10 protein-coding genes are annotated in these 12102 nt (G+C 60.4%); 8 read left to right on the top strand and 2 right to left on the bottom strand.

Annotation, left to right across the window (positions count from 1 at the left end; translation table 11 throughout):
- Positions 1-155 precede the first annotated feature (155 nt).
- Positions 156-1064, top strand: coding sequence for a DMT family transporter (locus FS804_RS13835; protein WP_144577116.1), 909 nt, complete (start codon positions 156-158; stop codon positions 1062-1064).
- A gap of 251 nt (positions 1065-1315) precedes the next feature.
- Here the strand turns inward: FS804_RS13835 and FS804_RS13840 are convergent, their stop codons facing one another.
- Positions 1316-2788: a DEAD/DEAH box helicase gene (locus FS804_RS13840; RefSeq protein WP_144577117.1), complete on the bottom strand. Its 1473-nt coding sequence runs from the start codon at positions 2786-2788 to the stop codon at positions 1316-1318.
- 500 nt (positions 2789-3288) lie between these two features.
- Between FS804_RS13840 and FS804_RS13845 the strand changes: the two genes are divergently transcribed.
- On the top strand, positions 3289-6951 hold the full coding sequence (locus FS804_RS13845; RefSeq protein WP_144577118.1) for a response regulator: 3663 nt from the start codon (positions 3289-3291) through the stop codon (positions 6949-6951).
- 33 nt (positions 6952-6984) lie between these two features.
- Here FS804_RS13845 and mnmD read toward each other — a convergent pair whose 3' ends face one another.
- Positions 6985-7767 (bottom strand): tRNA (5-methylaminomethyl-2-thiouridine)(34)-methyltransferase MnmD, encoded by a 783-nt coding sequence (mnmD, locus tag FS804_RS13850; RefSeq protein ID WP_144577119.1) that lies wholly within the window; start codon positions 7765-7767, stop codon positions 6985-6987.
- On the opposite strand from mnmD, the gene FS804_RS13855 reads away from it, so the two are divergent.
- From FS804_RS13855 to FS804_RS13880, 6 genes are all read left to right on the top strand, one after another.
- Positions 7766-8974, top strand: a complete 1209-nt coding sequence (locus FS804_RS13855) for an FAD-binding oxidoreductase (RefSeq protein WP_144577120.1) — start codon at positions 7766-7768, stop codon at positions 8972-8974. The genes mnmD and FS804_RS13855 overlap by 2 nt on opposite strands.
- A 96-nt stretch (positions 8975-9070) precedes the next feature.
- Positions 9071-9778, top strand: a complete 708-nt coding sequence (locus tag FS804_RS13860) for a DUF1045 domain-containing protein (RefSeq protein ID WP_144577121.1) — start codon at positions 9071-9073, stop codon at positions 9776-9778.
- Positions 9779-9978: 200 nt separating this feature from the next.
- Positions 9979-10902 carry an allantoinase PuuE gene (gene puuE, locus FS804_RS13865; RefSeq protein WP_144577122.1) on the top strand — a complete coding sequence of 308 codons (924 nt, stop codon included), beginning with the start codon at positions 9979-9981 and terminating at the stop codon, positions 10900-10902.
- Positions 10902-11399, top strand: coding sequence for a 2-oxo-4-hydroxy-4-carboxy-5-ureidoimidazoline decarboxylase (gene uraD, locus FS804_RS13870; protein ID WP_144577124.1), 498 nt, complete (start codon positions 10902-10904; stop codon positions 11397-11399). The genes puuE and uraD overlap by 1 nt, the downstream gene beginning before the upstream one ends.
- 53 nt (positions 11400-11452) lie before the next feature.
- Positions 11453-11743, top strand: a complete 291-nt coding sequence (locus tag FS804_RS13875) for a nucleotidyltransferase family protein (protein WP_063950758.1) — start codon at positions 11453-11455, stop codon at positions 11741-11743.
- Positions 11740-12102 (top strand): DUF86 domain-containing protein, encoded by a 363-nt coding sequence (locus FS804_RS13880; RefSeq protein WP_144577125.1) that lies wholly within the window; start codon positions 11740-11742, stop codon positions 12100-12102. Before FS804_RS13875 ends, FS804_RS13880 begins: the two co-directional genes overlap by 4 nt.

A 12102-nucleotide genomic window follows, 5' to 3' on the forward strand; every position in this document is an offset into this window, starting at 1 on the left:
GCTGTCATCACCGATCTTTATTGAGGCCCCGCATGGCTGGAACCATGCGGGGCCTCGTGTTTTGAAATGGCAGAAACTTCGGTCGCCGCCGAAGCATTGATGCTTGTTTTCGGGTTAGGAACGGTTCCTCCTAAATGCAGTTGGAAAATTGATCCGTGACCTCCCAGAACACCATCGCCCGTGAATTGCTGTTTCTCGCCCTGCTGTCCACGCTGTGGGCCGCTTCCTACACCTTCATCAAGATCGGGGTGGAGACCATCCCGCCCATCACCTTCATCGCATCGCGCACGCTGATTGCCGGTCTGCTGCTTCTCGCGGTCATCCGGCTGCGCGGGCTGCGCTTGCCCACGGATGTTGCGACGTGGCGGCTGTTCTTCATCCAGGCCTGTATCAACAGCGTGCTGCCCTTCACGCTGATCGCCTGGGCGGAACAGAGCATCGATGCCGGGCTTGCCGTCATTCTCAATGCCACGACGCCGATCTTCACCTTCCTTCTCACCGCGCTTGTCATCCGGCACGAGGCGGTGAGCGGCCGCAAGCTGTTCGGCACCATTGCCGGCATGACGGGCGTGTGCCTCATCATCGGCATGGAAGCGCTTGACGGAGCGGGCGACGCGCTATGGAGCCAGTTCGCCGTGCTGACCGCAGCGTTTTCCTATGCCTGCGCGGCCATTTTCAGTAAAAATTTCAAAGGGCTCGATCCGATCATGCCGGCAGCCGGCTCGCTGATCTGCGGTGCGGTTCTGCTGTTTCCCGTCAGCCTGATCGTTGACCGACCCTGGACCTTGTCGCCTTCGGCGGAATCATTGACGGCACTTGTGTGCCTCAGCGTCTTTTCCACCGCGCTCGCCTTCATGATCTATTTCCGGCTGATGCAGACGCTGGGCTCGGTGGGCACGACCTCGCAGGCTTATCTCAGGGTGCCGGTCGGTGTTGCCATCGGCATGGTGTTTCTGGGGGAAGTGCCGACATCAGCCATGTGGGTGGGGCTGGTCTGCGTGATCGCAGGCGTGCTGGCCATGACTTTGCCGTCGAGACGTCGGCCAGTTGCCGAGGGCGGTTGAAGACAAAGAAAACCCCGCAAAGCCTGGACTTGCGGGGTGAAATTTAAAAGCGCCTGGGTGCACGACAACCGCATATAGACCGAGCGGGTGCCGCTTGTTTCTTCTCCCCGAGGGGGAGAAGTCCGCGGCAGCGGGATGAGGGGGCGAGGCTAGCAGTATATGGAGAGCTGGCCCCTCATCCGACCCTTCGGACCACCTTCTCCCCGGCGGGGAGAAGAAAGGCGCGGCAGCGCCGAGCGCCTCATAGCAACTTAGCGGTTACGGCCGCGATTGCCGTTGCCGGAAGCACGCTTCTCCTGGCCGTTGCCGCCGGCAGGTGCGTGGCGGTTGGCGCCGCTGCCACCGGGCTTGCGGGCCGGGCGACGGTGCTTGCGCGGGCCGGCCGGGCGGCCTGCGTCGCCTTCAGCCTGCTTGACGCGTTTGAAGTCGGACGTGACCTCGAGATCATTGTCCGCTTCGCGCGGGGCATGGTGACGCGATGGGCGGGTTTCACCGTTATGGCGTCCACCCTCGCGCGGACCACGCTGCTGGCCGCCATTGTTGTTGCGTCCGCCGCGGTTGTTGTTGGGGCGCGTGGGGCTTGCGAGACCGGCCGGACGTTCACCAGAGGCAACCGGAATATCGATCTTCATCAGCTTTTCGATGTCGTGCAACAGGCGGGTCTCGTCCGGTGCGCAGAAAGCAATGGCGATGCCGTCGCGGCCGGCACGGGCGGTACGGCCGATGCGGTGAACATAAGCGTCAGGCACTTCCGGCAGATCGTAGTTGAAGACGTGCGTCACTGCTGGGATGTCGATGCCGCGGGCCGCGACGTCGGTTGCGACCAGAACCTTGATCTCGCCATCCTTGAAGCCCTTCAGGGCGCGCTCGCGCTGGCCCTGGCTCTTGTTGCCGTGGATGGAGGCGACCTTGAAGCCGATATGTTCCAGATGCTTGTAGAGCTTCTCCGCGCCGTGCTTGGTGCGCAGGAACACGATGGCGCGGCCATCCGGGTTCTCGTTGAGCGACTTCTTCAGAAGCTCGGTCTTGTCGTTCTTGCCGGCGACGAAGTGGACATATTGCTCCACCTTGTCGGCTGCCTTGCCGGGCGGGGTCACTTCGACCTTCAGCGGATCGGTCAGGTAGCTGTGGGCGAGATCGGCGATTGCCTTCGGCATGGTGGCGGAGAAGAGCAGCGTCTGGCGCTTGGCCGGAACCATCTTCGAGATCTTGCGCAGATCGTGGATGAAGCCGAGGTCGAGCATCTGGTCGGCTTCATCAAGCACCAGATAGGTGACCTTGGAGAGCGAAATGGCATTGCGGGCAATGAGATCAAGCAGGCGGCCGGGAGTGGCCACCAGAATGTCCGTACCCTTCTCCAGCTGGAGCTGCTGCTTGTTGATCGACGCGCCGCCGACAACCTGGTTGATGCGCAGCGGCGTCTTCTTCACGAAGGCGCGCAGGTTTTCGCCGATCTGGTTCACCAGCTCGCGGGTCGGGGCAAGGATCAGCGTGCGGCAGGTGCGGTTTGCCGGGCGGTCCGCCTGCTTCATCAGCATTTCGATGATCGGCAGGCCGAAAGCGGCGGTCTTGCCGGTGCCGGTCTGTGCGAGGCCGATCAGGTCGCGGCCTTCGAGCAGCAGCGGGATGGCCTTTGCCTGAATGGGAGTAGGGGTCGTATAGCCAAGCTGGGTAACGCTGGCGACAATCTTTTCGGAGAGGCCGAGTTCGCTAAAACTGGTCAATATAATGCCTTTCGGGGCGCCAAAAAACAATCGTCCGGAACAGGGCTGCTGTCCGGCGGTTTCGGCGTCAAGAACCCCGCGTGAATTGGGAACTTGTGGGTTGGAATAACTTTCTGCGCATCAGTGCGGCACATGCCGTCTTCTGTAGTCTCTGCGCTTTTCCTTCATGCGGGCCGGATCCGTTCGAGGACTTTTCTCCGGTCATACGCTGCAGCTCACGCGGCTGCCGATGGTGAAAGCTTGACGGGGATGTGGGCGTTTTATGCGCTAAAGTCAAGCGATAGTTTTGTAAGCGGGCTGTCGCGACGCGCATGGCAGCCATGCGCACCCGCTTTCGGCAGGTGTAGCGAGGGGATGGCGCGGTCAAGAATTATGGTTAAAAAAGGATCACTGTACCGATGGATACATAGCAAAGATCGCTTTTATCACATAACGTTTTTGCGACGACGCCGGGAAATATTTGATTCGGCAAGGATCGACTGCAGGATGTGGAGTATCGATTGACCGAGGGTGGCGGGTTGCTGGAAAAGGCTTGCAGGGCCGTCGCTGTCCTGGACCTGCCGGCGTGCGTCAAGGACAGCGAGCTGCGCTATGTCACGGCCAATGAGGCCTATGGTCGCCTTTTTGGACATCCGCCCGGCCTTTTGAAGGGCCGCACCAGTTTTTCCCTGTCGGGTGATAACCGCGACGCCGAGCGTGAGGACCGGGAGCGTCGCGCGCTGGTCTTTGCCACCGACGAGACCATTGCAAGCCATACCGCGACGGTGTCCGGCAACCTGCGCTGCGAGCGCTTCATCGGCGACGACGGCAATCTTTTTCTTTTCGAGGTGTTTGAAAAAATGCCCTCGCCGGTGCTGGCGGCACCGTCGGCCGTCGGCGATGCGTCCGATCTGCTTTTCACCAGCGGCGTGATGGATTTCATCGATGCCGGTATCGTTGTTTATGACCGGGAAAACCGGCTGGTCTATTGTAATGCTCGTTTCGCGGAGTTTTACAGGGCCTTTGGCGTTGAGCTGACGCCGGGCATACGGCTCGAAGCGCTGATGAAGGCGCTCTATTTCTCGAGCGGCTATCGCACCGTCCAGGAAGACGATCCGGATTTCGAAGGGTGGATGCAGGGGCAGCTGCGGGATTTTGCGCTGCCTTATCTCGAAAGGGTGGAGCAGTTTGCCGACGGACGCTGGGTGCGCATGGTCAACAAGCGCCTGGAAGATGGCACGCTGGTCGGCCTGCGAGTGGATGTCACCGAGTTCAAGGCGCACGAGACGCTTCTGAACACGCAGATCCGCGAGACCTGGCTGTTGCGCGCCGCGCTCGAGCAATTGCCGGTCGGTGTCTTCCTGCGGGATAAAGACAGGCGGCTGACCTTTGCCAACGCGGCCTATGAGACATTTCTGGATGGCAGCCTCGCCGATCATATCGGCAGAACCGAAAGCGATATGTTCCCTGAGGAAGGCGAGCAATTCCGTCTGGAAAACGAGCATATCCTTGAAACCGGGGAGTCGATAGAAAAGACAGGCTGCGTTTCTCTTGCCGATGGCGGCACCATCCCCATCATCACCCGGCTCGGCCGCGTCGCGACGCCCGACAATGACTACTATCTGGTAGGTTCGGTCACCGATGTGAGCCTGTTGCAGGAGAGGGAGAACGCCCTTATCGCCGCGCGGGCGGAGGCAGAGGCGCTGCACCGCCAGCTTGAGGCTGTTCTCCACGCGCTGCCGGTCGGGGTGCTGTTGCTCAACGCCGATCTCGTGATCGAATATATCAATCCCTGTTTTTACAAGGTGTGGGGAGAGATCGGCGGGGGGACGTCGCTCGTCGGGATGACCTATCGCGACTTCATGCAGCTGAACTACGACAGTGGGCTCTATGACTATGGCGACAAATCATTTGAGGAGGTCTATGGCGAGCGGGTGCACCGGCTTCTGAACACGGAGGGGTTTGCGCCACGCGAGGTACGCAGCAAAAGCGGCAAGGTCACCGTCATCTCGAAAACCCGCCTCGAGGGCGGTAAAATCCTCAGTACCTATGCCGACGTTACCGATGTGCGCTTGCGCGATGCGGAGATCAGCAAAGCCAGGGCGGAGCTGGAGCGTGTCGGCGAATATATGCAGGGCGCGACACGCGCCATGGCGCAGGGCCTGGTGCTTGTCGAGCAGGGTACGATCATCATGTCCAACGAGGCAATGGCGCGCATGTTCGATGTGCCGCCCCATCTTCTGGATAAGGGTGAAAACTGGTCGGGATTCTTTTCCCATTGCGCCGGCCGCGGCGATTTCGGCACCGCCGAGGAGGCGGCTGCGACCCTTTCCGCCTGGAGAGAGAATATCGCGGCCAACCGGCCGTTTTCCTGGCTCATCCAGGTGGCGGGCAAAAGCTGGCTCAATCTGGAGGCGACCAACAGTTCCGGCAATTACTGGCTCATCATCGTCACCGATGTGACTGAGATGAAAGTGCGCGAAGAGGAATTGCAGCGCCTGCTTTCGCGCGCCGAAGCGGCGGACCGGGCCAAATCGGAGTTCCTGGCCAATATGAGCCATGAAATCCGCACGCCCATGAACGGTGTGCTTGGCATGGCGGAGCTTCTGGCCAAATCCAAGCTCGACACGCGCCAGAAGACCTTTACCGATATCATCGTCAAATCGGGCAACGCGCTTCTGACCATCATCAACGACATTCTCGATTTCTCGCGCATCGAGGCGGGCCAGATGAAGCTGCGCAACATGCCGTTCGATCCGGCGGAAGCGGTTGAAGATGTTGTGTCGCTTCTGTCGTCGGCGGCTTTGGAGAAGGACATCGAGCTGATCGTTCGCATCGATGCCTCGGTTGCCGGCAAGGTTATCGGCGATGCCGGGCGTTTTCGGCAGATCGTTACCAATATCGTCGGAAACGCCGTCAAGTTCACGGAAACGGGTCACGTGCTGGTCGAGCTTTCCGCCCACGCGACGAAAACTTCCGAAACGATTTTTTCCCTGCGGGTCGAAGACAGCGGCATAGGCATTCCCGCCGACAAGATCGAAACCATCTTCGACAAGTTCAGCCAGGTCGATGGTTCCGCAACGCGCCGGCACGAGGGTACGGGGCTCGGGCTGGCGATCACAGTCGGTCTGGTGGGCCTGTTCGATGGGGCAATCAATGTCGCAAGCGATGTCGGCAAGGGCTCTACTTTCGAGGTCAATATTCCGTTTCAGGTCACGGAAAAGCGGACGGAGCTTCCGCTGTTTTCGAAGGCAATCGAGGATATCCGGGTTCTCGTTGTCGATGACAACGACGTCAACCGCCGCATCTTGACCGAGCAGCTGAAAAGCTGGGGGATCGATGGCCACGCGGTGGGTGACGGGCCTACCGGCATCGCGGTGCTGGAAGAAGCGGTGGCGCTTGGATTTGTCATTGATGCCATCATTCTCGATTATCACATGCCGATCATGAACGGGCTGGATGTGGTGGAGCGAATTCGCGCCGATGCCCGATTCGACGAAATCGCCATCGTTTTCCTCACCTCCATGGATGTCGTCGGTGACGAAACGCTGTTTGCCGATCTCAACGTGCAGGCGCATCTGATGAAGCCGGCTCGGGCCCGGCTGTTGCGCTCCACCCTGTTCGACGTGGTGCGAGACGTCCGGTTCAAACGCGCCCACGGACATGCCGCGCATTTGCCATCAGGCAATTTCCCCGTCCGACCGGAGGGTTCGTCTTCCGACAAAAAGGAGCGCGCCGCGCCCCCGGTCGTCGCTCCAGACCGGCGCCGTCCGTTCCTTCTCGACGTGCTGGTGGCCGAAGACAATGACGTCAACCAGATCGTCTTTAGCCAGATCCTGCAGCAGGCGGGCCTGCGTTTCCTGATTGTCGGCAACGGCAAGAAGGCGGTACAGGCTTGGGAAGAGCATAACCCCGCCGTCATCCTCATGGACGTCTCGATGCCCGTCATGAATGGGCACCAGGCCACCCGCGCCATACGCGCCGCCGAACAGGCCGCTGGCGATGGACGGCATGTGCCTGTCATAGGCGTGACCGCCCATACGCAGGAAGCGGATCGCGAGCTTTGCCTGCAGGCCGGCATGGACGATTACCTGTCGAAGCCGATCAGCCCCGAAATCCTCGAAGACAAGATTGCGCAATGGCTGGGCGAGGAAATGCCACGGCGCGACCTGCCTGTCGTCTGACGGACGCCGCGCCGATTTTGGCGCTCATCAACGCTACCTCTTGGTGCCGCAGAGCATCTCTCTCTTGCCGGCAAAGCCCTTGCGACGCTCCAGGTCAAATCCGGCGGCGATAAGGTTGCGTCGCACAAAGCCTGCAGCGGCATAGGTCGCGAATGTGCCTCCGGGTGAGGTCTTCGCAAAAAGCGCCTGCATGATCTCCAGTGACCACATGTCAGGATTACGCGCGGGTGCGAAGCCATCGAGAAACCACGCGTCGAAAATTTCCTCGCTGCCCGCGATGCCGGCAAGCGCTTCGCCGCAGACGACCGTCAGCTGCGTTTGATCGTCGAGTTCAATATCGACGCGACCCCTCGGCTCGGCAGGCCACAGAGACGTTAGTGCTTTTCTCTCTGCATCCACTTGCGGCCAGCGGGACAGCGCCCGGCCGATCTCGTCTGCCGTCATCGGGTAAAGTTCGAAGGAGACGAAATGCAGTCTGGAACGACTGTTGCGAACCTCTTTCCACTGCCGCCAGGTCTCGCAGAGATTGAGCCCGGTGCCAAAACCGAGTTCGCCGATGCGGAAGCCCCCCTCCCATTCGCGCCAGCGGTCTGGCAAGCCGTTTCCGGACAGGAAGACATGGCCGCATTCCAGCCTGCCATCCGTCTGGCAATAAAAATGGTCGTCAAAGGCCCTCGAATAGGGCATATCCCCGTCACGCCAGTCGAGCGCGCTGGTGGTTTCGGCGGTTTCGCCGTTTGGCGAACCCGTCGTCGTGCCAGTCTGGCTGTCAGCCGAGATGCCTGCCGGGATTGAAGTGTCGTTGGAATGTGTCATGGCTAAAGCCGATAATCCCGCTTTCGAACAGGGTCAATCGCCAAGATTGCCGACGTCGGTGCCGCTTCTCATCGTTGGCGGCGGCGTCATGGGACTGTGGGCGGCCGTGAAGGCGGAGCGGCTCGGCATCGAGGCGCTGCTGGTCGAGGCGGAGCGTGCCGGCAGCGGCGCAAGTGGCGGGCTTCTGGGCGCGCTTATGCCGCATATGCCCGACCGCTGGTCGGACAAGAAGCAGTTTCAGTTTGATGCTCTTGTTGCACTGGAAGAGGAAATTGCCAGGCTGGAGGCCGAGACCGGCCTTTCCGCCGGTTATCGTCGCTCTGGCCGCATCATTCCGCTGCCCAAACCGCATCTTCGCGCCATTGCCGAGCGGCATGAGAAGGATGCGCTAGAGAACTGGGTGTCGGGTGATCGTCGGTTCAGCTGGCATGTCGGCGACAGCCCCTCGGTCACGGGCTGGGTGGATGACGCAGCGGGTGAGGCGGGTTTCGTCTTCGATACACTGGCGGCACGCGTTTCGCCACGGGCGATGATCGCCCTTCTGGCGGCTACCCTTGGCAGGGCGCAGCATGTGCGAATGGCTGAGGGCGTCGCGGTTGCGTCGCTCGAGGCTGATGCCGGGCGGGCGGTACTGTCCTCGGGCGACGAGATTTCTTTTGGCCATGTCATTGTCGCCAATGGGTACGGTTCTTTTCCGCTGATCCGCGATGCGCTGGGCCTGCAGGCCAGGGTTTCGCTCGGACAGGCGGTGAAGGGGCAGGCGGCGCTTCTTGACGCTGCAGCCGATCCGGCGATGCCGGTCGTGTTCCTGAACGGTCTCTATATCGTCCCGCATGAAGACGGCACCGTTGCGATCGGCAGTACCAGCGAAGATTGTTTTTTCGATCCTTTCAGCACCGATGAAAAACTCGAAAAGCTGCTTGCAGAGGCGTCCGCCATCGTGCCTTCACTTGCCGGCGCACCAGTGCTGGAACGCTGGGCCGGGCTGCGGCCGAAGGCGGTTGGGAGGGATCCGATGGTTGGTTCGATCCCTGGCCGTCCCAGGCTCGTTGCGCTTTCCGGTGGCTTCAAGGTGAGCTTCGGCCTTGCGCATTTTCTGGCCGAGGCCGCGTTGCAGGTCGTCTGTGGTCGCACGCCGGTCCTCCCCGCGGGCTTTGGCCTTCAACACCACGTGAGCATTGCCTCCGCGGACTTCGCAAAGCTCTGATAGGACACCTTACGTCGTTAATCTGTCACGCAAATCACGTATCTGCTGGCCTGCAAAGAGGCCGGTTTGTCCGCATTGGCGGCGAGGTGACAGCGCATGCGATACGCCATTCATTTCACGCCTTCCCCCAATGACCCGCTGACGGCGGCCGCTGCCGCATGGCTAGGGCGCGATGTCTATTCCGGTCAATCGGTGGAGCCGCCTGGCATGATCGACCTCGGCATGCAGGAGATTTCATACCACACGGCGCTTCCACGCCGTTATGGTTTCCACGGTACGATCAAGGCGCCGTTTCGACTTGCGGAAGGCCAGTCCGAGGCGGCGCTGCTGCGCGACCTCATGTATTTTTCCGGCAGGCAGCAGCCCTTCACGCTACCGCAACTGGTGGTAGCTCGTCACGAGAACGTCTTCAGCCTCGTACCGGAGCGCCCCTGTGAGGTGCTGCATTTCTTTGCCGCGCGCGTGGTGCAGGAATTCGACCACTACCGTGCGCCCCTGTCGGATGCGGAAATCGAGCGGGCGGATCCGGACCGGCTGTCGGCCTCACAGCTTACAAACCTGCATCGCTGGGGCAGCCCGCATGTGATGGACGAATTCCGGTTCCAGATGTCGTTGACTGGCGGCGTTGAGCCAGCGAGCTGCCAGCGTATCGAGCGGGCCGTGCGCAAGGTTTTCGAGCCGCTTCTTGCGCGGCCTATCCAGTTCTCCAGCCTCGCGCTCTTCATAGAAGATGAGCCGGGCGCACCTTTCCGCGTACATTCGCTGCACCCGATGGGCCGCGTTTCCGCCCGCAAAATCGCCTGAAAAACGTATCGACACAATCGTATACAAAAAAGCATCGGAATGTCGGCAAAATTGATCTCGACATTCCAGATGCGGATGCTACCGTTCGGATATCGCATATTCGAAGCGTGTGTTTCCGTTCCGGCACGTCACGTTTTGAAGGTCTGTTTTTCGTCTCCCGCATCGGTTTCCGGTGCGGGATGGATGGTCTGGGTGGCTGAATGATTTCCGAAAATTACTCCCGCAATCTGGTAGGCTACGGTCGCGAGACGCCTGATCCGAAATGGCCGGGCGGGGCGCGTATCGCCGTACAATTCGTCATCAATTACGAGGAAGGCGGCGAAAGCTGCATCCTCGACAATGACAAGGCGTCGGAATCGCTGCTTTCGGAAATCGTCGGTGCCCAGCCTTGGCCCGGTCAGCGCAATCTGAACATGGAATCGATCTACGAATACGGCTCGCGCGCCGGTTTCTGGCGGCTGTGGCGCATGTTCACCGGCCTTGGCGTCACCACAACCGTGTATGGCGTGACCGCCGCCATGGCCCGCAACCCCGAAGCTGTGGCAGCGATGAAGGAGGCGGGCTGGGAAATCGCCAGCCACGGGTATCGCTGGCTGGAATATAAGGACTTTTCCGAGGAGGAAGAGCGCAAGCACATCCTCGAGGCCGTGCGTCTGCATACGCAGGTAACCGGCGAGCGTCCCTATGGCATGTATCAGGGCAAGCCTTCCGATAACACGCTGCGCCTCATCATGGAGGAGGGCGGGTTTCTTTATTCATCGGATTCCTACGCGGATGATCTGCCCTATTGGGTGAAGGGGTTGAAGGATGAGCCATTCCTGATCATTCCCTATACGCTTGAAACCAATGACATGCGTTTTGCCACACCGCAGGGCTTCAATTCCGGTGACCAGTTTTACACCTATCTGAAAGATGCTTTCGACGTGCTTTATCAGGAAGGCGTCGAGGGCGCGCCGAAGATGATGAGCGTCGGTCTGCATTGCCGTCTCGTCGGTCGCCCCGGGCGTGCGGCAGCGCTTCGCCGGTTCATTGACTATGTGCTTGACCACGAGAAGGTGTGGATACCGCAACGCATCGAAATTGCCCGGCACTGGCATGAACACCACAAGCCGGAGGCGCTGTGATGGTGACGCGTGAGGAATTTGTCGCCCGCTTCGGCGGTGTGTTCGAGCATTCGCCCTTCATCGCCGAACGGGCTTATGATGCGGGCGGGGCCGGCCTTGAGCTGACGGCAAAGGCGGTCCACGCTGCGCTTCGTGCGCAATTTCGCGCTGCGACGGACGGGGAAAAGCTCGGCGTACTGCGGGCGCATCCCGATCTGGCCGGCAAGCTGGCGATCGCCGGCGAACTGACTGCCGACAGCCGGAACGAACAGGCCGGCGCAGGGCTGGATCGACTGACGCCGGAGGAGCATGCCCGCTTCACTGCCTTGAACGGGGCCTATACCGATAAATTCGGTTTTCCCTTCATCATTGCGGTGAAAGGGCTCAACAGGCACGATATTCTTTCCGCGTTCGAAGCCCGCATCGGTAATGATGCGGCTGAAGAGTTTGAGGCTGCGACGGCGCAGGTGGAAAAGATTGCCCGGCTGCGTCTTTCCGCCATGCTGCCGGAAGGCTGAATTGGCGAGTTCGAACGGTTCTGGTAGGATCGTGCTGGCTGGAGATTGACATCATGAGGCCTTCCGAGGCGCTGGAAAAGAACAGGCAGGCGATCCGCGACGCGACGAAGCGCTTCAATGCGGCGAACCCGCGCGTGTTCGGCTCGGTCGCCCGCGGAGAAGACCGGCCGGACAGCGATCTCGATATTCTGGTGGATGCGCTGCCGGGGACCACGCTGTTTGATCTCGGCGGGTTGCTGGAGGAGTTGTCGGCGCTCCTTGGCGTCGAGGTCGATGTTGTCACCTCCGGTGGCCTGCGCCCTGACATCCGCGCCCGCGTTCTGCAGGAAGCCAAAGCGGTATGAGCACGGACCGGCTACTGCTCTACCTCAAAGAAATTGACGTTGCTGCCTCGCGTATTGGAGATTTCATCCGGGATATGAATGAGGACGATTTTTCACGCGACACGCGCACACAGATGGCGGTGATGATGGGTCTTGCCCTCATAGGCGAGGCCGTCGCGAAAATCGACAGGCACTATCCAGCGTTTTTGCAGCAGCACCCTGACATTCCTTGGATGAAGATGAAGGGTATGCGCAATCTGATCGTGCATGATTACTTCCGGGCGGAGCTTTCGGTCGTCTGGAAAACGATAAAGCAGAGTATTCCGGACTTGCAGACGCGATTATCCCTCCTTCGAAACTGGCATGCCCAAGGTGAATGA

The organism is Agrobacterium sp. DE0009, from assembly GCF_007680755.1.
In the GTDB taxonomy this organism is placed as follows: domain Bacteria; phylum Pseudomonadota; class Alphaproteobacteria; order Rhizobiales; family Rhizobiaceae; genus Agrobacterium; species Agrobacterium tumefaciens_B.

Coding starts and splice junctions, on each gene's coding strand:
- FS804_RS13875 (WP_063950758.1), top strand. CDS start 11,453: ATGAGGCCTTCCGAGGCGCTGGAAAAGAACAGGCAGGCGATCCGCGAC.
- FS804_RS13855 (WP_144577120.1), top strand. CDS start 7,766: ATGGCTAAAGCCGATAATCCCGCTTTCGAACAGGGTCAATCGCCAAGA.
- uraD (WP_144577124.1), top strand. CDS start 10,902: ATGGTGACGCGTGAGGAATTTGTCGCCCGCTTCGGCGGTGTGTTCGAG.
- mnmD (WP_144577119.1), bottom strand. CDS start 7,767: ATGACACATTCCAACGACACTTCAATCCCGGCAGGCATCTCGGCTGAC.
- FS804_RS13880 (WP_144577125.1), top strand. CDS start 11,740: ATGAGCACGGACCGGCTACTGCTCTACCTCAAAGAAATTGACGTTGCT.
- FS804_RS13860 (WP_144577121.1), top strand. CDS start 9,071: ATGCGATACGCCATTCATTTCACGCCTTCCCCCAATGACCCGCTGACG.
- puuE (WP_144577122.1), top strand. CDS start 9,979: ATGATTTCCGAAAATTACTCCCGCAATCTGGTAGGCTACGGTCGCGAG.